Genomic DNA, 22,383 nt, shown 5'->3' with positions numbered 1-22,383 from the left:
TCTGTTGGCGGGACAACAGGCCGGCGATGGCTTCGACGGTCGTTCATGTACTCGCGGCGGCCGAGGTGGCGGACCAGGGCCAGGGTTCACCCGTGCGCCTCCGGGGGCGGGCCGGCGCCGCTCCGGAGGTCAGAGGGCGAGAGGGACGGCGACTCGTCCGGGGAAGCGGGGGGTCTGTGCCTCGTCGAGCATGGCGGCGGCGACCGTCTCGCGGCTGATGCGTGCCGGGAAGAACCGCTTGGGGGTCTCGTGGAGTCCGACGGTGCGTCGTGTCGTGCTGGCGGGGCCGTTCGCGAACGGCCCCGAGTGGAAGACGGTGCCCCCGGCCGCCAGCACCGCGGCGTCGGCGGCGATCTTGTCGGTGAGTTCGGCACCCATCGCCTTGAGCAGGGTACGGGTGGCGAAGCCGGCGGCCTGCGCGGACGGGCCCGTGCCGTAGGCGCCGAGCCAGATGATCCGGCCGGGGCGCGAGTCGATCACCCCGTGGGCGCCGGCGGTGAGTGCGCCGGGCTTGTCGCCCTGGGCGATCCCGAGGCCGGAGAGGACGATGTCGCTGCCGTCGAGTGCCTTGGCGAGGGAGTCGGGGTCGCGTACGTCGGCGGCCACGCGGGTCAGTTGCGGCGAGTCGGGCAGGTCGATGCGTGCCGGGGTGCGGGCGAGGGCGGTGACGGTGTACCCGCGTTCGAGGGCCTGACGGGTCAGCGCGAGCCCGACGCCGCCGGAGGCGGCAAGGATGGTCACGTTCATGGCAGTTTCCCCAAGTTCCGGTTCTGAAGGTGGTCCGGGTTCCGGTTCTGAAGGTGCTCCGGGTTCCGGTTCTGAAGGTGGTCCGGTGGCCGTGCGCCCGGTCAGGCGATCTTCGCGAGGACCTGGACGGCCTGCTCGTGCAGTGCCGGAGCGGCGACCAGGACGGTGTCGGACCCCGGGACCCAGGGGGTGCCGTCGATCCGGGTGACCGTGCCGCCGGCCTCGGTGATCATCAGGGCGCCGGCCGCGATGCCGGGCAGCACCGGCTCGTACTGCCAGAACACGTCGTTGTGACCGGCGGCCACGAGCAGCATCGGGAAGGTGGAGGGCACGGTGGCGCGTACCAGCAGGGCCTTGTCGAGCATCGCGGAAATGGACTCCCCGATGCGGCGGTAGGTGCCGTCCTGGTCGGCTTCGGCCTGTCCGGTCACCACGATCGCGGCGTTCAGTTCGGTCTTCGCCGAGATCTTCAGCGGGGTGCCGTTGAGGTGCGCACCGCCGCCCCGCAGGGCGGTGTAGGTCAGGTCCCCGACGGGCTGGCGCACCACCGCCAGCACCGTCTGCCCGTCGCGCACCAGCGCCACGGTCACGGCCCACTCGGGCAGCCCGTGCACGTGGTTGACGTTGCCCTCGACCTCGTCGACGACCCACCATTCGCCCGAGGGCAGTTCGGTGGTCTCGTACTCGTCGGTCAGCCAGCGCGCTTCCGGGCGCAGCGCGGTCAGGCCCGGCCGCAGGATGTCGAGCGAGACCTGCCCGTCGGCCGTGCCGGCCTGGAACATGTCATGGCGGGTCGCCGGGCGGGCGTCGGTGGTGTACCTGGCTTCCAGAGCGCGGCCCGCCTCGGCGGCGAGGTCGACCACGGCCGTGAGCAGCTCCCGGTCCTCGGCCGAGGCAGCGGGAGCGTCGGTGGCGGTCGTGGTGGTGGAAGTGTTCATGATGCGGTCCTCTCAGGTGGTGTCCGGGACCTGTTGGCCTCTGACACCGCAAACGCTAGGAGGACAGTCACATGACCGCCAGTGCACTCTTGTAAGGTCATCAGTTACCGTGGTGCATGTGGATCTGAATCTGCTGGTCGCCCTGGACGCCCTGCTGGAGGAGAACAGCGTGGCGGCTGCCGCCGACCGGCTGCACCTGTCCCCGCCCGCCATGAGCCGTACCCTCGCCCGCATCCGCAAGGCCACCGGCGACGACATCCTGGTGCGCACCGGACGCACGATGACCCCGACCCCGCACGCGCTCGCGCTGCGCGAGGAGACCCGGGACCTGGTCGCACGCGCCACCGCCGTGCTCACCCCCGTGACCGCGCTCGACCTCGAAACGCTGGAGCGCAGCTTCACCCTTCGCTGCCACGACGCGCTCGTGTCGGCGCTCGCCCCGATCCTGATCGCGGCCGTCGCCGAGGCCGCACCGAACGTCTCGATCAGGCTCCTCGCCGAGCCCTCCGCCGATGTCGCCGACCTCGCGCGCGGCCACACCGACCTGGAGATCGGGGCCACCGCACCGCAACGGCCCGAGATCGCCGCCCGCCGCATCGGCACCGACCGGATGGTCGCCGTGATGCGCGCCGACCACCCACTGGCCACCGGCACGCTCACCCCCGAACGCTTCGCCGAGGCCGAACACGTCACCGTCTCGCGCCGCGGCCGGCTCACCGGCCCCATCGACGACGCCCTCGCCGGCCTCGGCCTGCACCGACGCGTCCGCGCCGCCCTGCCCAGCACCACGGCGGCGCTCCAGCTCGCCGCCCGTACCACCATGGTCACCGCGGTCGCCGAACAGGTATGCCGGCCGGCCTGGACCGACCTGCGGCTACGCGCCCGCACCCTGCCCCTCGACCTGCCCCCCGTCCCGGTCGTCGTCGCCTGGCACCACCGCTACGACACCGACCCCGCCCACACCTGGCTCCGCGCCGAACTCCTGACAGCACTGCGCACCGTCCTCACCGCCCCCGACCCGGACTCCGCCCCGGCCCGGCCGCCGGACGGCACCCCTGCCCCCTCGGCCCCCACCGCCGACGGGGAAAGCGGCTGACCGCGGTACGTCGGCGCGGCAGAACTCCAGCCACATGCCGATCAGGCCCGACCAGCTCATGCGCGGCTGGGCAGACTGCTTCGAGCGCGCAGAAAAGGGCTTGGTCCGATGCCGGAGTCGGCGCTGCGGAACGGCGTCGGCCTGTCGGTGGCCGGTGCCTCGGTCGCCCTCACGGATACCGGCCCGTGCTCATGAACGACACGCTTCCGGCTCGCCCATCTGACCTGCGGGGCAGCGCCCCGCGTACGGACCGCGTGCACATCCCGTACACAGTTCTTCCGGCCACCGGATGCGTTGCGGCAGACGGCCAGGCATCGACCGCAATCATGACTTCCTCCCACGTGGTCGGCGAGGGACGACCTGCCCAGGTACACGCTCCCGCCGGACGGTGGACTCGCACTCACATCCCACGCCGGTCTCACTCCCCAGTCGCTCTGAACGTGGCGTCAAGGCCGCCTCGGGCAAGCCGGTGGGGGGGCCGGGGTGCCGGACAACTCCTCAAGCGAACCGGACACCTTCAGATTCGGGATTCATTTCGGCGATCAGCCCTTCGGCCAGGTCCGGCACGACAACGGAGCGGCCGAGTGGCATCCGGTCGAAACCGCTGTGCTGCTTCCACCGCCGCGCACCTGCTGACCTCAGCAGCGACCATGTGATCAAGGTGAACTGCTGCTGACCGTACGGCACCACGACGTCACCCATGTCGCTTCTGCCCTCGCCTGTCGGTTGGCGGAGGCGGCTTCCCGCCGTTGAGGGATCGGCCCTCCTCACCCAGCTGTCTGCTGGATCGCCCGTCCCTGGCCACCATGGCCAGGGCGAGCAGCTCGATACGGCGACCGTCTCCCGCCGGCCACCGCCGAGGGCGCGATCACCTCAATGTCGGCCTGCCGTATCGAGGTCCGCGAGCGCCCCCTGAAGCGCGCCGCGGCCTCTTGGAAGCGCCGCGACACCGGCCGGCTCCGAACCGGTCGGCTCAGCGGGGACAGCTTCACTCCCGAAACTCGACCGCGTGGTCGCGGCCGCCCGCCCATAGCCACTGTGCATCGGCTCGGACGGCCGGCTCAGTTCCTATCGCCGTGCATCAACGGCCTCGGGCTCGGCCTCCCGTCCCGTCAGGATTCTGTACTGCATGCGCTGAAAGCCGGCTTCGGGGGCTGCTGGTGCGGTGATGCTGCCCAACCACCCGAGGACGAACGCCGCAGGCACGGAGACCAGCCCCGGGGTCTGGTACGGATACCAGTCGAAACTCGTATCCGGCCACAGCGCGAACGGGGACCCGGAGACGATGGGCGAGAAGGCCGTGAGAGCGGTGCACAGCAGCAGCCCGCCGTAGACGGACCACAGCAGTCCTCTGCGATTGAACCGGCGCCAGAACAACGAATAGATCAGCACGGGGAAGACGCATGAAGCCGCAACGCTGATCGAGAAGGCGATCAGGAACTCGGTCGGGTACCGGTGGACGGCCGCGGCAAGGGACAGACCTACCGTGCACAGGACGACGGCGGCCACCCGCACTGCCCGCACCTCTTGGGTGTCAGTGCGACGGCGCTTGCCTCGCGTGAAAACGTCGTGGGCGAACGAGACGGCAGCAGCGAAGGTCACGCTGGTCACCGTGGTGAGCACGGCGACGAAGACGACACACGCCATGATCGTGATGAGCACGACACGGCCGGTCGACCCACCGGCGAGTACCGCCGAGGCCAGCAGGATCGGGGAGGCCTGCCCGCCCGGGTCGACCGCGGTGAGGTTCGTGGTGCCCACCACGGCCACGGAAGCGAAGCCCGTGGTGATCAGGAGAAGGATGAAGACACCTACCAGCCCCGTGGCAATACTCATGGATCGCCGCGCCGCACGCCCGGATCGGGACGCGCCGACCCGCAGGATCAGATGAGGCATCACGGCCGTACCGAGGATGACGACGATGTGGTCGCAGAACGTGTTGAGCGAACCGAGACTCGCCGTGTACGGCCAACCCCCAGGACGGAGGTAGCCGTTCGGGGCGCTGCTCTTCTCGACCGCGGCCGAGAGAAGAGCTCCGGGGTCCCAGTGGAACTTCCTCAGTGCCAGCAAAGTGACTGCGGCGAGCGTCCCGATGGTGACCGGCACCTTCGCGACGTGCATGAAACTGTTCCCCTTCAGGCCTGCCACCGCGGCGAAGCAGGCGACGAGGCAGCCCATCAGCACTGTGCACAGCACCTCGGCCCCATCGGTCGGGGTACCGATCAGGAGTGCTGTGCTGACGCCGGCGGCCCGCAGCTGGATCATCAGGATGGGAAGGGTGATGGCCAGCGTCACCGCGGTCGCGGCGACTCGGGGCGCCCTGTCAGAGGCGCGCAGCGAGAAGATGTCGCCGAGCGTGTAGCCGCCGCTGTTGCGTATCTTCTGCCCGAGGAGCAGCAGCACGCCGAGCACGATCAGACTGTCGAGTGCGAAAGTGAATCCGTCGTAGCCGAACAGCGCGATGGTCCCCGGGACCGTGAGCAGGGTGACGACCGAGATCTGCTCGCCGGCCATGGCGAATCCGTTGAAGACCGGAGACAGGGACCGGTCGGCGACATAGAGGCTCTCCGGAGTCTCCTCCTCCGCCGTGGCGAGCGTGAAGAGCCACAGCAGACACAGCCCGATGAAGATGAGGAACGCCAGGATCACCGGGCGTCTCGCGCCCGAACCGATGGGATCGACCACGCCCGAGCTCAGGATGTCCATGGTCACCGCGTCACCGCCGGAGAGCCGTTGCCGGGAACGACTCCCGTCGTCTCGGCCCGGTGCACAACAGCCGTCAGGGACTCTTCGACGGGATCGAACAACCGCGTGCTCCGGCTCTCGTACCACCAGGCGGTGGCGACGAAGAGTACGCATTGCAAGACGCCCCACACCAGGCCGAGTGTGAGCTTTCCGAACACCGCGACCGCGGGAACGTCGGTGAAGCAGGAGAGCACTATGCCGGCGGCAAAGGGAACCAGGTTGACCGCGACAAAGGCACGCTGGGTCCGGTGAACGGCCTTGCGAAGGCCGTCCACGCGGGTCCGCTGCTCGGCGCCGCGCGTGTGCCGCGGTACCGGGGGACGGCCTGGGGTGTTCGGGGAGTACTGCGGGGGCACGGATCCTCCGGGCACGGTGGGAACGGATGACGGCACGCGAAGCCGGCAGGTGGCGCGCCTGAGCCGCCGCATCGCAGGCGGCACAGGACGCTGCCGGAGTCCTTCGCCACTCGACGCACAGGGTGCTGGGCCGGATCTCTGGCGAAGGATCGCGTACGAACGACCGGGCACGGGTCGGGCGCTCTGGGGCGCTCGCGAGGTCGTGCATTCGCTCAAGCGGCTGTTGCCGTGCAGCGTCGTGTCGTGATCAAGAGAGTCGTGGATCCGGTGATGTTCCGTCAACGCGCTGTATATGTGCGACATGTCACCGGCGCGCTCACAAACGAGCAGCCGCAGGTCGCAGGTGGTGTCAAGACCCGGGACGCGGCTGCTACGGCTGTTCTACCACCACCTCGAGAGGTGCCCTGAAGGACAGCAGGCCCAGCATCGGGGGCGCTGCAGCCCCGGCTGACGGCCGGACGTCGGGGAGAGCGCGTGCTGCCGCCCGCACGGCCAGAGCAGCCTCGGTACGCGCCAGCGAGGCACCGGGGCATCGATGGCGTCCCGCGCCGAAGGCCAGATGATGGCGGACGTTCGCCCTGTTCGGGTGCATCCGTTCCGCATCGGGGAAGACCTCCGGGTCGGAGCCGCTGCCCAGGAGCATGAGCAATACGTGTGCACCCGTGGGGAGTTCGTTCCCGTCCACTTCGGCCGGTCGCGCGGTGACCCGGCGCCAGGTGGTCACCGGCGGCTCACGCCGCAGTATCTCCTCGACCCAGGCTTCGGCCAGCCCTGCCTCCGACGCTGTGCGCGGCCATGTACCTGGCTCGAACAGTGCCCCGCGCAGCGCGGTGGCGATAAGTTGCCCGGTGGTGGACTGACCGGCGACGAAGACGAAGAAACACACGCCGACCGCTGTCTCGACGTCCAGAGGCGTGCCGTCAGGCAGGCGGTGACGGCTCAGCGCTCCCATGAAGGAGTCGGAGGGGACCGAGCCGGTACGCACGGCCTTGGTGAGCCACTGGTGGAAGGCCACCACAAGCTCTGCCAGCTCCAGTTGCCGCTCGGGCGCGGGTCTGCCCCAGAACAGCTCCAATGAGGCATCGCTCCAACGGATCAGGGTGCTCGGGTCCACGCCGTGGATGCCGAGGAGTTCCATGAGCACTCTGCAGGGGAGCACCTGCGCGTATGAGGTGAACAGATCACAGCCGCCGGTGGCGGCCAGTTGTGACTGTACGTCGGCGAGCAGTTCGATGGCGATGCGCTCGATCACCGGTACGGCTTCAGCGACGCGCTGCGCGTGGAAGAACCTGGTGACGACTCTCCGCAGTCCGGGGTGGTTCGGGGTTCCGTTGTTGGCGAGTGCGGGCGGGAGCGAGAAGCCGGCCCTGGCCAGTACCCGCAGTACGGAGACGGGCAGCGGGCTGACCGCGTGTTGGGCGTTGTCCGGGAGGAAGAGGTCGGGGGCGAGGAGTACCTGTCGCACGTCCTTGTGGCGGCTCACCAGCCACAGCCCGGTGACGGGGTCGTGGTGCACGGGAGACGCGGACCGCAGAAGGTCCAGCCAGGGATAAGGGTTTCTGATAAAGCTGTCGCCGAACAGGTCGAGCAATCCGATTGGGTCAGTGGTGTCGAGCCTTCCAGGGGAATTCACGGCCGCACGCTAACACGGCCCTGATCCGGCCCCGACCCCATGTGCGATGCATCACTTGACCGCTTTTCTCATTGCGATCCGCACTTCTTTACGGGTGACCGGAAGGCTAGTAGTGCCTGGTCAGGTTCACTCGCCGGTGGCGTGTCGCTTTCATTGCCGGTGCTGTTGAGCGGGTGTGATGGCTGAGGAGTTGGCGGCGGTCCAATGCGATCTGCAGACCCTCGCGGCGGAGATGTTCGAGCCCTTCACGCGGGCGGATCAGCGCGGGTGTGGCGCGCTGCATCTGCGCGGCCTGCTGCTGGACGGGCGGCGCAAGTCGGTGGAGCCGATGGCCGCCCGGCCGGGCAAGGACGGCAAGCAGACTCGACATCGTCACCCGATTGGCGGACATTCCGTGATTCGCTCATCAGTGAGCCTTGACCTACGATGCCGGGGACGCCTGGGATGTTGAATGTCTCGCGTCGACACCTATCTCGCCGGAGATCAATACATTGATTCACCGATGCCCTCCTGGCCGCAATATGCAATCTTCTCAGGGAGTGAGCAACAATATGCCCAGCGAGCCCAGCAGGATCAGATGGGGAATTTTCGCCGGCGTTATGGTCGCAAGTTTTGCTGCCAGCGCAGGACTCTTCATCGCCGTGGCCCAGGGTGTCCTTGCAGCCTCATTCACCATCTCCAATCAGGAAATGAAGATTTTCACCGAACGAGCAGAGGGGGCCGGCTTGATTCAATACACCGCCACAGACAGGCGGTATGACGGAAAAAGGATCCCGGTTCTCGTCTCGGGTCTTAGGTTTTCAAAGTCCAAAGGAATCTGCCAGTCCACGGTCTTTCGAGACATCCCACTGATCGGCACATATACGGTAAGAGTGACCACGGAGGAGTCCACGGCGCACGATTCATACTCTGACGTTATTCGGACTGTCGCCGGAGCAACCACGGTCAGGGGCGAGCGTAGCGGTGTCGCCGCAGGGGCCGACACAGAAGGTCCGGGAATCAAGGCGGGAGACAAAGTTGATCCCGCCGGCGCCGCACGGGATTCCGATTCCATCGTGGTGACCGATTCCAAACAGATCGTGCTGGCAACGACTACCGGCAGCAGCGAGTCAAGTGGGGTCAGTGTGAGAATTCATAGGGGTCTCGATGAATGTTTCTAGCCCGCCCACCCACGGTGGACATCCAGAGAGGTGACAGATGGGCGGAGATCGTCCTAGAGGTTCTCGATATCGACTTGCCGACGCCCGGGAACGGTTCAACAGCTGGCGGGCGGGTCGACCATTCCTGGCCGGTGTCCTCACTGCGATGGGCGCGATTTCGATTCTCTATCCACCCTACGCGGGCCTTACAATCGGCCAACTTCCCATTCGCATGGCGACAACTGCTGGTTGCGGTTCGCTGGTCATCGGTGGGCTTGTCGTCATGCTTGGCCTGACGATGTGGCTACAGCCAGTCATGCATGTATTCGCAGGTTCCGGGGTCATCTTGCTGGCCCTTGCATCGATTCCGGTCTCCAATTTGGGCGGCTTCTTCCTCGGCCTCCTCCTGAGCCTGATCGGAGCCTCTCTGTCCATCGCCTGGACTCCCGGTCAGCCGGCATCTGCTCACCCGTCAAGGGCCGTCGAGGCGCCCGGCGCGGCGGTCACGGCACTGGCGACGGACGTTCGCACGCAGGACGAGGAAGTCGCCCAGCCCCCCTCTGCAACGAGGCGAAGACGACGTGCAGAAGCGGATCGCCGCCGTGTTCGGTCCGACTGACGAGGACCTGCCGGACCAGGTGGCGGCCGAGGTCTTCGAGAGGCGCGTCCAACAACACCGCGGCGTCGCTCTCGAAGGACATCGCCTGGCCCGGGTCGTGACTCTCCAGGATGCGGAAGACGTATCCCGACGCCATGACGCGTGCGCCGAGGGCCAGGGTGAAGCGAGGCCCGCGCGTCGTGGAGATGCGGGCCGAGACGGGGGACAGCAACACCATGAGGACACCGCCGGGCAGCAGACAGAGGCCGGCGGCGACGATCGACAGTCCGAGGCCGTATCCGGTGGCGGTGGGCGCCTGCACGAGCTGGGCCGTGACGAGGGAGTTGGCATAGAAGGCGAATCCGACGAGCAGGGCAGCTGTGTGCGGGAGCGCCACGCGCGGACGGGAGGACGGCCTGATGTCCACTAGCGGCTCCCGTGCCCGCAGTTGCTGCCGTATCCACAGGGCGAGGGCAAGTCCGGCCCCCGAGAAGAGCAGTACGACGCGCCCGGTCCCCCAGCCCCACTCGCCGCCCTGCGAGACCGCGAGCAGCAGGCACACCAGCCACATGGCGAGGCCCAGCGCGCCACCGATGTCGAACCGTCCCGGCTGCCGTAGCGGCGACTCGCGGACGGCCCGTGCGGCGAGTGCGAGTCCGGACAAGCCGAGCGACGCACGTCCCACGGGGTGTCCGTCAGCCGGGGACTCAACAGATGTCTGGTCAGGCCCAGGCGCTCCCCCTCCGGTAGGGAGAACCAGAACGGACATGGCGACCTCTCGTCGTCGCTTCACGTGTCGGCAGGGCCGTCCGCAGCGAGCGTGGACAACAAGGCCGGCACGTCGGCCAGTCCACGCAGCATGTCGTTGAGGTGCGTGCAGGTGTCCGTGCCACCGAAGGTCTCCCGTACCTGCCGGCGCAGGTCCGCGAGGGGCTGTCCGGCCAGGCGGGTGGCACTCGCCGCCGCGGCAGGGCACTCGGTCCAGGGCAGGACACGGGGTGTCGCCTCGCAGGAGACCACCGAGCCGGCCCTCGTGTCGACGACCGCGCTCAGCGTGTACTCGTGGATGACGGTCTCGGTGCCGTCGGGCAGCACGTACAAGTCCCTGAAGAGACCGTCGACGGTCGCCCGGAGGCCCGGGCGCACGTCGGTGCGGCGGACCCGGCGCATGGCCCCGGGCGGCAGGGGCTCGGCGCCGTGCCAGGCGAGCGGGTCCGTCCCGACGGTGAGCCGCGGCGCTTCCGGACCCGTGACTACGGGCGTTTTCCCGTCTCGCCGCAGTTCGACCATGATGGTCCCGCCGGTCGCGAACCCGGCGCACTGGTTCTCCCGGAGCGCCGGACGTCCTGGCGACGCGACCGGTCCGGTGCGGCCTGCGTTCACCGCGTGCCCGGAGACCAGAGTCACCACGGGAAGTTCGTCCAGGAGCAGGTGAAGCAGGTTGTGCTGCGCGGTCAGGGACGGGTCGGATGCGTTCAGCCGGGCCCGGAAGCCGGAGGCGGTACGGCCGCCGAGCAGGGTGGCGAGCCGAGGACGACAGGGCTCGGTCGTCAACTCCCGGAGAGCCCAGCCGCCGGTGTAGTCGACCACGGCACGGCAAGCGGCCTTCGCGACCACGCTCGCTGTCCCGTCAGCAGCGGTCAGCAGATCACGACCGCGTCCGGCCAGGACCAGCGGACCGTCCAGGCCTTCCGGCCGGAGCATGTCGATGCTGGTGGTGCGGCGGATCGATCCCGGCGAGCGAGCGGGACTGCCGACCGTCGGCTCATGGGTGCCGTGGCGGGGATGCAGCTCACGCGAAGGGCCGGTCATCACCATGCTTCAACTCCCGGAGGCGGGGCAGGGCTGTGCGGTACGACGGGACGGGCCTGGGGTGCCCCGTTCGGATCGGTGACCGCAGCGCCGTACGGGACGGCGTCCCGCACGGCCAGGATGAGCCGGCCACAGGCGCATCACCGTCGGAGCTGCCCCGCGACAGGTGGAGGCGGCCGCGATCCGCAGGTCGCCATCGTCGAGGGCGACGAGAACCCCGGTTCCGGCGACACCGCACGACACACACTTGCCCAATACATCGAAAACGTCATTTTCATAATCGGCCAGAAGACCACGTCTGTCAACCGGCGACCGCCGACGCCGTTGGGCTCAGCCGACGATTCCGCGCTTACGCAGGCCCGCGATCTCCCCGTCGCCGTAGCCGAGTTCACGTAGCACGGCATCGGTGTGCTCCCCGGCGAGGCAGCCGCCCTTCGCCTGCGTGGCGGACCGGGAGAAGCGGACCGTGGGACCGGGGCGCAAGTGCTCGCCGAAGACCGGGCTCTCGGCGGTGGAGGCATACTGCACGGCCAGCTCCTCGTGTGTCTGGATCACGACCTCGGGGGGCTGTTCCGTGACCTGGACGCAGCCCACGTCGACCCCGGTGAGCAGCTCTTCCCACTCGGCCGCGGGGCGTGTGACGAAGAGCTCCGCCAGGGCTCGGGTGAGGTCCGCGTCGTGCGCGGTACGCGCCTCGGGAGTGTCGAAGCGCCCGGCGTCGCTCAGCTCCAGCGCGGCGGCCAGCGGCTTCCACTCCTTCGCCGCCGGCGCCGCAAGGAAGATCCAGCCGTCGGCGGTTCGGTACATGCGGTAGAGGGCGTGGAAGCCACAGCCTTCGTCGTCGACGTCCGGGGAGGCGGGACGGCCGGGGTAGTCGACGACCCGGTCGAGCAGGGCGTGGGTGACCGTCGCAAGCATGGAGGTCGTCAAGGGTGCCAGCGCACGGCCGCGGGCCCGCAGGCCGAGCAGCGCCGCGGAGGCGACGGCCAACGCCGCCAGGCCGTCGGCCTGGAGGGAGGGCTTCGCCGCGGCGCCGTACAGCCGCACGGCGCCCCGTTTGAGTTCCGCCAGGCAGCGGGCCGTGGCCCCCGCGTGGGGTGCGTCCGTCAGTGCCACCCCGCCCGCCGCGCCGATCGAAGGGGCGTACGCGGGTCGCGCCCCGTACGGGCCGCCGTCGCCGTACCCGCAGGCGTCGACGTAGACGAGGTCGGGATTGACCGCCTTGAGCGTGGCCGCATCCACGCCGGCGCGTTCGGCGGCTCCGGCCCGGAACGCCTGGAGTACGACATCACTGCGGCGGGCGAGTTCATGGACGATCGCGCGGCCCTCGTCCGTGCGGAGGTCGAGGCAGATGCTCTCCTTGCCCTGCATCACCTTGGCTCCGCCCGCTTCGGGAAAGGGGAACACCCGCCGGATCGCGTCGCCTTCGAGTGGCTCGGCCTTGATGACCCTGGCCCCGAGGTCGGAGAGGAGCGTGGCGCCGAACGGGCCGGCGAACATCACGCCCAGATCCAGAACCGTGACCCCCTGCAAAGCCAGGCCGCCGGTCCCATCCGCGGGCGGGACAACCGGCCCACCGCTCATCGACCGTGCCCGGACCGAATCCCCGTGCTCGTCCAGACGGGGTGCGGGCCGGGCCGGCGTCAGGGGGTTCCCGTCCGCGTGCACGAGGGTCGTGGGCTGACGTACCCCGCCCGCCACGGTGACACGTCCGTCGTGGGCGAGCTGCCGGTGTCCGAGGACAGCCGGACCGGAGCGGAAGACCTCCGCGTTGACGTCGCGGTTCCTTTCGAACACCTGCTGCCATTCCGCGAGGGTGCGGTCACCGACCCTCCGGAGGAGGATCTCCCAGAACTCGGTGCGCAGTTCCTGTGTCCAGAGGTCCGGATACCCCGTCCACTTGGGCTCCTTGAGCAGCTGCGCAAGTCCCAGCTCCACCAGGAACGCCGCGAACAGGCGCGGCCCGAGCTGGGCGAACTGAAGCCAGTGCCCGTCCTTCGTCCGCGCCACCAGCAGCGGGTAGACCAAGGTCGAATGCGGCTCCCCCTCCGGGGTGTAGGCCTCGACCGTGCGGTACGCATCCGGCCAGCGCAGCCCGACCAGCTCCGTGAACCACGTCCAGGTGTCCAGCGTGCCGATACCGCGCACCAGGTCGGCCTCCACATGCTGCCCGCACCCGCTGCTCTCGCGCTCCAGCAACGCCGCCAGGATGCCGTGGACCGCGGTGTGAGCCGCCCCCCAGGTCGCGAACGGCACCGACAGGAACGCGGGCCCGGACCTGGCGACGATGTCCCGCTTCACATGGAACATGCCCAACTTGGCCATGACCAGCCCCTCGTAGCCCTTCAGATCGCTCCAGGGACCGCCGGATCCCCAGCCGGTGACGGCCGCGCTGACCAGCCGCGGATTGCATCGCTCCAGGTCTTGCCGTTCCAGGCCGAGCCGCTTGAGCGTGCGGGGCCGCATGGTGGTGACGAACACGTCGGCCTGCTCGACGAGCCGGAACAGGGCGCTGCGGTCGGCCTCGTCGTGTACATCCAGCACAGCGCTCCGCCTGCCGCGCGCCAGGGCCGGCCACGCCGCCCGGGAGCGTAGGGGGTTTCCTCCAGGAGGCTCGATGCCGACCACGTCGGCACCGGAGTCCGCGAGGAACTGGGTGGCGAAGGCTCCTGGCTCCGTCGTGGAGAGGTCGACCACCACAAGCCCTTCCAGGGGTCCTGTCCTCACGCGTTCCTGCGACTCCATCGCCGGTTCTCCGATCGTCGCGAAAACAGCATTTTCACCTATAGTGAGTCTGGCCGCGGGCTGAAGAGTGCGTCAAGAGACATGAACGGACCGGCCGCGCCCATCTCCCACTCGCCATACGGAAGGCACTGCCGTGACCATCAGAGACAACGCCACCGAGTCCTCCGCGGCCGCGCCCGAACGGCTCGGCGAAGCGCCGGTCAAGGGCCCTTGGGACCTGCCCGACGTCTCCGGTCTGGTCGTGGGGGTGCTCGGCGGCACCGGGCCGCAGGGCAAGGGCCTCGCCTACCGGCTGGCCCGGGCCGGCCAGAAGGTGATCATCGGCTCCCGGGCCGCCGAGCGCGCGCAGGCCGCCGCCGACGAGCTCGGGCACGGTGTCGAGGGCGCCGACAACGCCGAGTGCGCGCGCCGCAGCGACCTCGTGATCGTCGCCGTACCGTGGGAAGGGCACGGCAAGACGCTGGAGTCGCTGCGCGGGGAACTGGCCGGCAAGGTGGTCGTGGACTGCGTCAACCCGCTCGGCTTCGACAAGCAGGGCGCCTACGCGCTCAGGCCGGAGGAGGGCAGCGCGGCGCAGCAGGCCGCGGCGCTGCTGCCGGACTCGCGGGTCACGGCCGCCTTCCACCACCTCTCCGCGGTACTGCTCCAGGACCCGGAGATCGAGGAGATCGACACCGACGTGATGGTGCTCGGCGAGGTGCGGGCCGACGTCGAGATCGTGCAGGCCCTGGCCGGGCGGATCCCCGGGATGCGCGGCGTCTTCGCGGGACGGCTGCGCAACGCCCACCAGGTGGAGTCCCTGGTCGCGAACCTGATCTCGGTCAACCGCCGCTACAAGGCACACGCCGGACTCCGCGTCACCGACGTGTAGAGCGTCAGCGCTTCTGCGGTTCCACCGCCACAGCCGGTGCCGTCGCCCCCAACGCCCTCAGTACGAAGTCGCGCACCCGGGCGGCGGCCTCGGTCGCGCTCATGGACGCCGTCGACGCCATCTGCTCGTCGAATGCCTGCGCGATGACGGCGCGAATGAACCGGGCGTCCGACTCGGGGTCGGCCCACGGGAACGATCCGTCCTGGCGCCCCCGGTGCAGGATCTGCGCAAGTGCGGCCTCCTGCCCCGCAGCGACCCGGGCCCGCTCCGCGGCGTACCCCGCAGCGCGCCGGGCTCCCTCGGAGGACAGGATCCGTACGTGCTGGCGCCGACGCGCCTCGGACGTCAGACGCAGCATCGCCTCGATCCATCCCTGCAACGCCTCGACAGGAGTGGTCGCGCTCGCCGCGGCGCTCTGCAGTTCGGCCAGCAGCCGCTCGCTGTCCCGCCGGAACATGGCGAGGAGCAGGTCGTCCTTGGAGTCGAAGTGCCGGTAGAAGGCGCGCGTCCCGAGCCCTGCGATGCGCAGGATGTCGCCTACCGAGGCACCCGCGCCTCCCGCCTCGGCCAGGCAGCGGTAGGCCGCCTTGATGATCCGCTCACGCTCCGCGGACTCCGTAGGCACGGGCGCGGCCTCCTCTCCGTCTGTCCCGCACGACCAGGCGGGACGACCAGGGTAACCATGTCCGGCCCCGGTGCACCCGGGCGAGGGGCGGACAGGCACCGTGCGGCTGGGCATCTACACAGCAGCGAGCAAGTCGGTCGCCGCACGCTCCCGCAGCCGGTCCGGCAGTGCTACCAGCGCCTCGGCGGCCTTGGCGCGGCGCAGGTAGCGGTGGGCGGGGTGCTCCCAGGTGAAGCCCATGCCGCCGTGCACCTGTACGCACCCCTGGGCGACGGAGACGGCGGTCTCCAGGGCCTCGGCGGCGGCCAGGCACACCGCGGTGTCGGTGTCCGGACCGGGCTCGTCGAGTGCGGCGGCCGCGGCGGCGACCAGAGCCCGGGCCGACTCGACGGCGATGAGCATGTTCGCGCAGCGGTGCGACACGGCCTGGAAAGTACCGATGGCGCGGCCGAACTGGTGCCTCGTCCTGGCGTACTCCACCGCCAGGTCCATGGCCTCGGCGGCGACGCCCACGGCGTCCGCGGCGAGCAGGACGAGCGCGGCCCGTTCGGCGGCGCGCAGGACGTCGCCGAAGACGTCCGGTCCGGCCACCCGCCGGGCGGGGCAGTCCGTCAGGGCGACGGCCCCCAGGGGGCGGGTCGGGTCCAGGGCGTCGACGGGCGTCGTCACACACCGGTTCTGCGGTTCCACCGCGAACAGGGCAGGGCCGGCCGCGGTCTCCGCCGCCACCAGGAACACGGCCGCGCACGGCGCGTCGGCGACCACGGGCACGATTCCGGTCACGGTCCATTCCCCGGATCCGTCCTCGGCGCGTATCCCCGCGTCCTGGCTCCAGCCGTCGGCGCTGCGTCCGACGGCGAGTGCGGCCGTCAATCCCTCCCCCGTCATCCGGCGCAGCCATCGCGCGGCCTCGTCGGTCCCCGCCGCCAGCAGGGCGGCCTGGGCCGCGACCACGGACACCGTCGGCAGGGGCGCGAGCCGGCGCCCCAGTTCCTCCTGCGCGGCGACCGCGAGGGAGAAGCCGGCGCCTTCGCCGCCGTACTCCTCCGGGATCGCCAGCCCTGGTACGCCCATGCCCCTGAGCTCCTGCCACAGGTCCCGGTCCCAGCTCTCGGTCCCGTCGGCCAGGGCGGCCACCGTCTCGATGTCGCAGCGCCGACGCAACAGGCCGCCGAGCGCTTCCCGCAGTTCCTTCTCGATCTCCGCGTCGACGGTCATCAACGCACCTCGTACTTCCGGTTCTTGACGGCATCGCGGTCGATCTGCGCCTTGCCGATCGGGTTGCCGATCTGGGTGTAGGCGAGACCCGAGGAGAGGGCCTGGCTGCGTCCGGTGTCCAGGGACTCCCAGATCGCCCGCACGCTTCCCTGCACCGCGACGGGCGGCTTCGCCGCGATCAGCGCGGCCAGTTCGTGCGCCCGCTCCCGCAGTCGCTCCCGCTCGACGACCTCGCTGACGAAGCCGATCTCCAGGGCCCGGCGCGCCGACATCCTCTCGTCGTTGCCCAGCAGCACCATCCGCAGCACCTCCCCGATGGGGATGCGGCGGACGAGCCCGATGGGCTCAAGGGCCGCGACCATCCCGTAGGTGGTGTGCGGGTCGAAGAAGGTGGCGTCCTCGGCGGCGACGATGATGTCGGCCTCGTTCAGCCAGTAGAGGGCTCCCCCGGCCACCATGCCGTGCACCGCACAGACGAGGGGCTTCCAGCAGCGGTTCAGCTTGGGCGACAGGCTGGTGCCGGGATCGAGGTCGCTGAACGGGTTGGGGTGCCGGTCGATGCCCTCCCCGACGTCGACGCCGGTGCAGAAGGCCCGCTCGCCCTCCGCCCGAAGGACCACCACGTGCACGGCGTCCTCCTGGGCGGCGTACCGCCACAGCGCGGCGAAGTCGTCCAACGTCTGCTGGTTGAAGGCGTTCAGCCGCTCGGGACGGTTGAGGGTCACCGTCAGGACGTGGTCCTCACCGAGTTCGGCCAGGATCGTCCCGAGGACCGGCAGTCCGCCGGGGTCGTTCGGTGGCGTCATCAGGCTTCCTTCCTCCACGAGGGCAGGCCCAGGACCTTCTCGGCGATGGTGTTGCGCTGGATCTCCGCGGTGCCGGCACCGATGGTCGAGGAGCGGCTCATCAGATAGCCGTACGTCCATCGTCCGCCCTCCGGGGCGGTCGGCTCGCGCTGGCCCAGTACGGCGTCGGGTCCGACGACGCGCAGCGCGACCTCGTGCAGACGCTGGTCGAACTCGGCACGCACCAGCCGGTTGACCGAGGCCGCGGGACCGGGGTCCCGGCCTTCCAGCACCGCGTCGAGGGCACGCCGGCTGTTGGAGGCGAGCACCCGTACCGAGGCCTCGATCCTGGCCAGGTCCTGCCGGACGACGGGGTCGTCCGCGGCGCCCGAGGTCTTGGCGAGCCGGTGCAGTTCGCTCACGACCCGCCGGTACCGGAACTCGTCGGACAGGAACGCGGTGGCCCGCTCGTGGCCCAGGCTGGTGCGGGCGATGGCCCAGCCGCCGCCTTCCTCCCCCACCAGGTTCCCGACCGGCACGCGTACGTCGTCGAAGTAGACCTCGGAGAAGTGCGTGCCGCCGCTGATGTCCTTCAAGGGGCGTACGGTGATGCCCTTGCTCTTCATGGAGATGAGCAGGTACGTGATCCCGGCGCCGCCGGGTCCGGCGGGGCCCGTGCGGATCAGGGCGAACATCCAGTCGGCCAGATGGGCCATGGTGGTCCACAGCTTCTGACCGTTGACGACGTACTCGTCGCCGACCCGCTCCGCGCGGGTGGTCAGCGAGGTCAGGTCGCTTCCGGCGTCCGGTTCGGAGAAGCCCTGGCACCAGAATTCGTCGGCGCGCAGCAGAGGCCGCAGGTACCGCTCCTTCTGCTCGGGGATGCCGTGCCTGATGAGGGTGGGTGCCACGATGAAGGACAGACCGCAGGGGTGCTTGGGGGCGCGGGCGGCCGTCATCTGCTGGTGGTAGGCGATCTGGTCGGACAGGTCCAGTCCCATGCCGCCGGCCTCGGCCGGCCAGCCGGGCGCGGCGAGGTGAGCCTCCTCCAGGTCGGCGTGGAAGGCGCGGGCCCAGGCCAGGCGTGCGTTCCTGTCGCGGGGCGGCCTGCCCGCATGGGCGTCCAGGAACTCCGCCAGGCGGACGCTCCAGTGCGCCTGGCGCGCGGCGGACGTACCGGCCTCCTGGGCCGTGGCGCTGGCCATCGGGCCTCCTTGGAGTCGAAGGGTCGGGGGGTCATGCGGTGGGGACGAGGCCGATGTCGGCGGCGACCCGTTCCAGGTGCCACGAGGTGCTGCCGAGCAGCAGTGCCGACGACTTGGCCCGGCGCAGGTACAGGTGGGCGTCGTGCTCCCAGGTGTAGCCGATGCCGCCGTGGATCTGGATGGTCTCGGCCGCCGCATGGACGTAGGCCTCGGAGCAGTACGCCCGGGCCACCGACGCGGCCAGGCCCTGCTCGCCCGTGGCCGCGTCCGCCGACCACAGGCGGGCCGCGTCCTGGGCGGCCGCCTTGGCGGACTCCACTTCGTAGAGCAGTTCGGCGCACTTGTGCTTGATCGCCTGGAAGGCGCCGATCGGCCGGCCGAACTGCTCGCGTGTCTTCGCGTACCCGACGGACAGTTCGAGGCACCGTTCGGCGCCACCCGCCTGCTCGGCGGCGAGGGCGACGGCTCCCAGGTCGAGAACCCTGGCGACGGCCCCCTCGGCCGCACCCTCGGCGCCGATGAGGCGGGCAGGCGTCCGGTCGAAGTGGACCCGGGCCAGCTTACGGGTGGGGTCGAGCGCGGGCAGCGGCCGGCGCTCCACGGCCTCCGGGTCGACAGCGAAGAGGGAGAGCCCCTTCTCCGTGCGCGCGACGGTCAGCAGGAGTCCTGCCGTGTATCCGTCGGTGACCCGTTCCTTGGTGCCGAACAGCAGATGGCGGTCCCCGTCGGCGCGCGCGGTCGTCCATACGGCGTCCAGGTCGCGGATGTCCGAGTTGTCCTCGGCCACCGCGAGGGTCGCGATCGTCGAGCCGTCCGCGATGTTCGGGAGCAGTTCGGCGCAGGCCGCGTCGTCACCGCTCTCCAGGAGCGCGGCCGGTGCGAGCACGGCCGAGGACAGGTACGGGGCGCACAGCAATGTGCGGCCCATCTCAGCCATGACGACGGCCAGTTCGGCCGCTCCGGCGCCCGCCCCTCCGAAGCGTTCGGGGACGATGAGGCCGACCAGGCCCAGCTCGTCCGCGAGGCGGCGCCAGACGTCGGGATCGTAGCCCTCGTCGGTCTCCGCCAGCCGGCGCACCTCGCTGCTCGGCGAGGCGTTCTCCAGGAAGGCACGGACGACCTTGCGGAGTTCGTCGTGCTCGTCGTTCCGGTCGCTCACGGCACTCATCCCTTCGGGAGGCCGAGGACGCGTTCGGCCAGGATGTTCTTCATGACCTCGGTGGTGCCCGCGGCGATGGTCGAGGCACGCCCACGCAGAAAGCGGTGTACCTCGGGGCCGTCCCCGGCAGCGATGGCGGCGGGACCGGCCGCGTCCAGCAGGGTCTCGCCCAGGCGCTGCGTGGTCAGGCTCCAGCCGAGTTTGATGACGGACTGGGCGGGGCCGGGCTGCTCCCCCGCGCTCAGGGCACGCAGCACGTCCCGGCCGAGCAGGCCGACCGTGCGCGCCTCGACGTAGCGGCGGGCCAGTTCCTGGCGCAGCACGGGGTCGGCCACGCCGTCCGGGAACCCGGCCACCGCCTTCTTCACGTCGCGCTGGAGGGAGTTGGCGAGTTCGACGACACCGGCTCGCTCATGGCCGAGGGTCGTCATGGTGACACGCCAGCCCTCGTTGAGGGGACCGAGCAAGGAGTCGGCCGGGACGTGCACGTCGGTGAAGAACAGCTCGGCGAACTCGTGGTCGCCCGTGATCTGACGGAGGGGGCGGCGTTCGATGCCGGGGGTGTCGAGGGGTACGAGCAGGACCGAGATGCCCTGGTGCGGCCGGGCCCCAGGATCCGTGCGGACCAGGAGCATGCAGTGGGTGGCCCGCATGCCGTCCGAGGTCCACACCTTCTGGCCGTTGATCCGGAAACCGTCGCCGTCCGGCTCCGCACGAGTGCGCAGGGACGCGAGGTCGCTGCCCGCGTCGGGCTCGCTGAAGCCCTGGCACCAGATCTCCTCCGTGGACAGGATCCGGGGAAGCGAGGCGCGCTGTCCGGGGGTACCGAACCGGGAGATGGTGGGGCCGACGTTCTTGATGCCGAAGACGCCGGCGATGTCGGGGGCTCCCGCGCGGGCGAGCTCCGCGTCGCACGCCAGGCGGTCGAGGATGCCGAGACCCCGGCCGCCGTCCTCGACCGGCCAGTGCGGTGCCGCCCAGCCGCCCAGGTGGAGGGCGCGCTGCCAGGCGAGACGGGCCGCGAAGGAGCGGTTGTCCGGCCAGGCGCGGTGCAGTGCGGGGGTGACCTCGTCCAGGTAGGCCCGGAGTTCTTCGGCTGCCGTGCTCATCGTCGTCGCCCTCGTCACTTGGGGCCGAAGCGCAGGGCGCCGTCGATCCGGATCACTTCGCCGTTGAGGTAGTCGTTCTCGGCGATGTGCTGGACCAGGGCGCCGTACTCCTCGGGCCGCCCCATGCGCTTGGGGAAGGGCACCTTGGAGCCCCAGGTCTCCTGCGCCTGCTCCTCGGGGATGCGGAAGGCGGGCGTGAAGAAGGTGCCGGGTGCGATGGTCATGACGCGGATGCCGACCGCGGACAGGTCACGCGCGGCCACCAGTCCGAGGCCGACGACGCCGCTCTTGGCCGCGGCGTAGTCGGACTGGCCGATCTGGCCCTCGAAAGCGGCGATGCTGGCGGTGTTGACGACCACCCCGCGGGTGCCGGACTCGTTCGGTGTGTTCCTCGCCATCGCCGCGGCCGACAGGCGCAGCACGTTGAACGTGCCGGTGAGGTACACGTCCAGGGTGCGCTTGAACAGGTCGAGAGCGTACGGGTTGCCCTCCCGGTCCAGGACGCGGGCATGGGCGACCGGACCGCCGTGCGCGCTGACGGCGACCCGCAACTCGCCCAGTCCGCGGGCGACTTCGAGCGCCGCGAGCACGCTGTCCTCGCGGGTCACGTCGGTCCGGGCGAAGACCGCGTCGTCGCCGAGTTCCTTGGCGAGTGCCTCGCCGCGTTCGTCGGCGAGATCCGCGACGACGACCTTGGCCCCGGCCGCCGCCAGGCGCCGTACCGTCGCCTCGCCGAGTCCGCCCGCCCCGCCCGTCACCAGGGCGACGCCACCAGCCAGCTCCATTGCTGCTCCTCGTATCGGAATCGGAATGTCTATTCGCCGCGCCACACCGGCGGGCGCTTCTCCGCGAAGGCGATCGCGCCCTCACGCGCGTCGGCGGACCTGAGCACCGGCTCCATGATCACGGCCTGCCTGTCGAAGGCCTCCTCCGCCGGCCAGTCGGCCGAGCGGACGATGATCTCCTTGGTGGCGGCGACCGCCAGCGGACCGTTGGCCGCGATACGCGCCGCTAGCCGCTGGGCGCCCTCCAGCGCCCTGCCGGGCTCGGTCAGCCGGTTGACCAGGCCGTAGCGGTGCGCCTGGGCGGCGTCCAGGAAGTCACCGGTGAGTGCCAGCTCCATGGCGACGGCGTAGGGGATGCGCCTCGGCAGGCGCAGCAGCCCGCCCGCTCCCGCGACCAGGCCGCGCTTGACCTCGGGGATGCCGAACCTGGCGTCGTCGGCGGCCACCACCAGGTCGCAGGCGAGGACGATCTCGCAGCCGCCGGCCAGGGCGTAGCCCTCGACCGCGGCGATGACCGGCTTGCGCGGCGGGCGCCGGGTGATGCCGGCGAAGCCGCGGCCTTCCAGGGCCACCGTCTCACCGGCGACGAACGCCTTCAGGTCCATGCCGGAGCAGAAGGTGCCGCCCGCGCCGGTGATGACGGCGGCGGTCAGGTCCCTGCGGGACTCGAACTCGTCCAGGGCCGCGGCGACGCCCTCGCTGACGGCGCGGTTGACGGCGTTGCGGGCCTCCGGCCTGTTGATGGTGATGAGCGTGACGCCGTCGGCGTGTTCCACCAGTACCTCGTCGGACATGGCGCTCAGGTCTCCTTGAGGGA

At 70.3% G+C, this 22,383-nt stretch carries 21 protein-coding genes and 1 pseudogene; 5 read left to right on the top strand and 17 right to left on the bottom strand.

Annotated elements, in window-relative coordinates; translation table 11 throughout:
* Positions 1-129: 129 nt before the first annotated feature.
* Positions 130-747 carry an NAD(P)H-binding protein gene (locus ACFZB3_RS48115; protein ID WP_391389858.1) on the bottom strand — a complete coding sequence of 206 codons (618 nt, stop codon included), beginning with the start codon at positions 745-747 and terminating at the stop codon, positions 130-132.
* A 101-nt stretch (positions 748-848) separates the two neighbouring features.
* A complete protein-coding gene (locus tag ACFZB3_RS48110; RefSeq protein ID WP_391389856.1) occupies positions 849-1,685 on the bottom strand; it encodes an inositol monophosphatase family protein in 837 nt (278 codons plus the stop codon).
* Between the two features lie 118 nt (positions 1,686-1,803).
* Here ACFZB3_RS48110 and ACFZB3_RS48105 point away from each other — a divergent pair, with 118 nt between their 5' ends.
* On the top strand, positions 1,804-2,781 hold the full coding sequence (locus ACFZB3_RS48105; RefSeq protein ID WP_391389854.1) for a LysR substrate-binding domain-containing protein: 978 nt from the start codon (positions 1,804-1,806) through the stop codon (positions 2,779-2,781).
* A gap of 498 nt (positions 2,782-3,279) precedes the next feature.
* Here the strand turns inward: ACFZB3_RS48105 and ACFZB3_RS48100 are convergent, their stop codons facing one another.
* The 4 genes from ACFZB3_RS48100 to ACFZB3_RS48085 form a co-directional block, all read right to left on the bottom strand.
* A complete protein-coding gene (locus tag ACFZB3_RS48100) occupies positions 3,280-3,483 on the bottom strand; it encodes a hypothetical protein (RefSeq protein WP_391389852.1) in 204 nt (67 codons plus the stop codon).
* Between the two features lie 366 nt (positions 3,484-3,849).
* On the bottom strand, positions 3,850-5,487 hold the full coding sequence (locus ACFZB3_RS48095) for a transporter (RefSeq protein WP_391389905.1): 1,638 nt from the start codon (positions 5,485-5,487) through the stop codon (positions 3,850-3,852).
* Positions 5,488-5,489: 2 nt separating this feature from the next.
* Positions 5,490-5,801 (bottom strand): DUF485 domain-containing protein, encoded by a 312-nt coding sequence (locus tag ACFZB3_RS48090; RefSeq protein WP_391389850.1) that lies wholly within the window; start codon positions 5,799-5,801, stop codon positions 5,490-5,492.
* 451 nt (positions 5,802-6,252) lie between these two features.
* On the bottom strand, positions 6,253-7,398 hold the full coding sequence (locus ACFZB3_RS48085; RefSeq protein ID WP_391389848.1) for a cytochrome P450: 1,146 nt from the start codon (positions 7,396-7,398) through the stop codon (positions 6,253-6,255).
* A gap of 295 nt (positions 7,399-7,693) precedes the next feature.
* Between ACFZB3_RS48085 and ACFZB3_RS48080 the strand changes: the two genes are divergently transcribed.
* From ACFZB3_RS48080 to ACFZB3_RS48070, 3 genes are all read left to right on the top strand, one after another.
* The gene (locus ACFZB3_RS48080) at positions 7,694-7,966 is read left to right on the top strand and encodes a transposase (RefSeq protein WP_391389845.1); all 273 of its coding nucleotides are present in this window, start codon (positions 7,694-7,696) and stop codon (positions 7,964-7,966) included.
* 100 nt (positions 7,967-8,066) lie between these two features.
* Positions 8,067-8,675, top strand: a complete 609-nt coding sequence (locus ACFZB3_RS48075; RefSeq protein ID WP_391389843.1) for a DUF6230 family protein — start codon at positions 8,067-8,069, stop codon at positions 8,673-8,675.
* A gap of 37 nt (positions 8,676-8,712) precedes the next feature.
* Positions 8,713-9,273 (top strand): DUF6114 domain-containing protein, encoded by a 561-nt coding sequence (locus ACFZB3_RS48070; RefSeq protein ID WP_391389841.1) that lies wholly within the window; start codon positions 8,713-8,715, stop codon positions 9,271-9,273.
* Between the two features lie 94 nt (positions 9,274-9,367).
* Here ACFZB3_RS48070 and ACFZB3_RS48065 read toward each other — a convergent pair.
* From ACFZB3_RS48065 to ACFZB3_RS48055, 3 genes and pseudogenes are all read right to left on the bottom strand, one after another.
* Positions 9,368-9,928 (bottom strand): annotated as a pseudogene (locus tag ACFZB3_RS48065) (MFS transporter); the annotation flags it as partial.
* A 113-nt stretch (positions 9,929-10,041) separates the two neighbouring features.
* A complete protein-coding gene (locus tag ACFZB3_RS48060; RefSeq protein ID WP_391389839.1) occupies positions 10,042-11,070 on the bottom strand; it encodes a DUF2889 domain-containing protein in 1,029 nt (342 codons plus the stop codon).
* 324 nt (positions 11,071-11,394) lie between these two features.
* Positions 11,395-13,791, bottom strand: a complete 2,397-nt coding sequence (locus ACFZB3_RS48055) for a CoA transferase (protein ID WP_391389837.1) — start codon at positions 13,789-13,791, stop codon at positions 11,395-11,397.
* A 151-nt stretch (positions 13,792-13,942) separates the two neighbouring features.
* On the opposite strand from ACFZB3_RS48055, the gene npdG reads away from it, so the two are divergent.
* Complete coding sequence (npdG, locus tag ACFZB3_RS48050) at positions 13,943-14,680, top strand: NADPH-dependent F420 reductase (RefSeq protein WP_391389835.1); 738 nt, start codon at positions 13,943-13,945, stop codon at positions 14,678-14,680.
* Between the two features lie 4 nt (positions 14,681-14,684).
* Here the strand turns inward: npdG and ACFZB3_RS48045 are convergent, their stop codons facing one another.
* From ACFZB3_RS48045 to ACFZB3_RS48010, 8 genes are all read right to left on the bottom strand, one after another.
* On the bottom strand, positions 14,685-15,305 hold the full coding sequence (locus tag ACFZB3_RS48045) for a TetR family transcriptional regulator (RefSeq protein WP_391389833.1): 621 nt from the start codon (positions 15,303-15,305) through the stop codon (positions 14,685-14,687).
* A 114-nt stretch (positions 15,306-15,419) separates the two neighbouring features.
* On the bottom strand, positions 15,420-16,523 hold the full coding sequence (locus ACFZB3_RS48040; protein ID WP_391389831.1) for an acyl-CoA dehydrogenase family protein: 1,104 nt from the start codon (positions 16,521-16,523) through the stop codon (positions 15,420-15,422).
* Positions 16,523-17,329, bottom strand: a complete 807-nt coding sequence (locus ACFZB3_RS48035; RefSeq protein ID WP_391389829.1) for an enoyl-CoA hydratase-related protein — start codon at positions 17,327-17,329, stop codon at positions 16,523-16,525. The genes ACFZB3_RS48040 and ACFZB3_RS48035 overlap by 1 nt, the downstream gene beginning before the upstream one ends.
* A complete protein-coding gene (locus ACFZB3_RS48030; RefSeq protein WP_391389827.1) occupies positions 17,329-18,513 on the bottom strand; it encodes an acyl-CoA dehydrogenase family protein in 1,185 nt (394 codons plus the stop codon). The genes ACFZB3_RS48035 and ACFZB3_RS48030 overlap by 1 nt, the downstream gene beginning before the upstream one ends.
* A 31-nt stretch (positions 18,514-18,544) precedes the next feature.
* Positions 18,545-19,672, bottom strand: coding sequence for an acyl-CoA dehydrogenase family protein (locus tag ACFZB3_RS48025; protein WP_391389825.1), 1,128 nt, complete (start codon positions 19,670-19,672; stop codon positions 18,545-18,547).
* A gap of 5 nt (positions 19,673-19,677) precedes the next feature.
* The gene (locus ACFZB3_RS48020) at positions 19,678-20,781 is read right to left on the bottom strand and encodes an acyl-CoA dehydrogenase family protein (protein ID WP_391389823.1); all 1,104 of its coding nucleotides are present in this window, start codon (positions 20,779-20,781) and stop codon (positions 19,678-19,680) included.
* Positions 20,782-20,795: 14 nt separating this feature from the next.
* Positions 20,796-21,566, bottom strand: coding sequence for an SDR family NAD(P)-dependent oxidoreductase (locus ACFZB3_RS48015; RefSeq protein ID WP_391389821.1), 771 nt, complete (start codon positions 21,564-21,566; stop codon positions 20,796-20,798).
* 29 nt (positions 21,567-21,595) lie between these two features.
* Positions 21,596-22,360, bottom strand: a complete 765-nt coding sequence (locus tag ACFZB3_RS48010) for a crotonase/enoyl-CoA hydratase family protein (protein ID WP_391389818.1) — start codon at positions 22,358-22,360, stop codon at positions 21,596-21,598.
* Positions 22,361-22,383 lie beyond the last annotated feature (23 nt).

Origin of the sequence: Streptomyces sp. NPDC008092 (assembly GCF_042957285.1) — a bacterium.
Classification (GTDB): domain Bacteria; phylum Actinomycetota; class Actinomycetes; order Streptomycetales; family Streptomycetaceae; genus Streptomyces.
The sequence above is the reverse complement of the archived record's forward strand: the minus strand, read 5'-3'. Positions and strand labels throughout refer to the sequence as shown.

What these genes read in the sequence shown, in the direction of transcription:
- ACFZB3_RS48020 (WP_391389823.1), bottom strand. Translation starts at nt 20,781, where the DNA reads ATGAGCACGGCAGCCGAAGAACTCCGGGCCTACCTGGACGAGGTCACC.
- ACFZB3_RS48015 (WP_391389821.1), bottom strand. Translation starts at nt 21,566, where the DNA reads ATGGAGCTGGCTGGTGGCGTCGCCCTGGTGACGGGCGGGGCGGGCGGA.
- ACFZB3_RS48110 (WP_391389856.1), bottom strand. Translation starts at nt 1,685, where the DNA reads ATGAACACTTCCACCACCACGACCGCCACCGACGCTCCCGCTGCCTCG.
- ACFZB3_RS48095 (WP_391389905.1), bottom strand. Translation starts at nt 5,487, where the DNA reads ATGGACATCCTGAGCTCGGGCGTGGTCGATCCCATCGGTTCGGGCGCG.
- ACFZB3_RS48100 (WP_391389852.1), bottom strand. Translation starts at nt 3,483, where the DNA reads ATGGGTGACGTCGTGGTGCCGTACGGTCAGCAGCAGTTCACCTTGATC.
- ACFZB3_RS48080 (WP_391389845.1), top strand. Translation starts at nt 7,694, where the DNA reads ATGGCTGAGGAGTTGGCGGCGGTCCAATGCGATCTGCAGACCCTCGCG.
- ACFZB3_RS48010 (WP_391389818.1), bottom strand. Translation starts at nt 22,360, where the DNA reads ATGTCCGACGAGGTACTGGTGGAACACGCCGACGGCGTCACGCTCATC.
- ACFZB3_RS48115 (WP_391389858.1), bottom strand. Translation starts at nt 747, where the DNA reads ATGAACGTGACCATCCTTGCCGCCTCCGGCGGCGTCGGGCTCGCGCTG.
- ACFZB3_RS48035 (WP_391389829.1), bottom strand. Translation starts at nt 17,329, where the DNA reads ATGACGCCACCGAACGACCCCGGCGGACTGCCGGTCCTCGGGACGATC.
- ACFZB3_RS48040 (WP_391389831.1), bottom strand. Translation starts at nt 16,523, where the DNA reads ATGACCGTCGACGCGGAGATCGAGAAGGAACTGCGGGAAGCGCTCGGC.
- ACFZB3_RS48075 (WP_391389843.1), top strand. Translation starts at nt 8,067, where the DNA reads ATGCCCAGCGAGCCCAGCAGGATCAGATGGGGAATTTTCGCCGGCGTT.
- ACFZB3_RS48060 (WP_391389839.1), bottom strand. Translation starts at nt 11,070, where the DNA reads ATGGTGATGACCGGCCCTTCGCGTGAGCTGCATCCCCGCCACGGCACC.
- ACFZB3_RS48030 (WP_391389827.1), bottom strand. Translation starts at nt 18,513, where the DNA reads ATGGCCAGCGCCACGGCCCAGGAGGCCGGTACGTCCGCCGCGCGCCAG.
- ACFZB3_RS48070 (WP_391389841.1), top strand. Translation starts at nt 8,713, where the DNA reads ATGGGCGGAGATCGTCCTAGAGGTTCTCGATATCGACTTGCCGACGCC.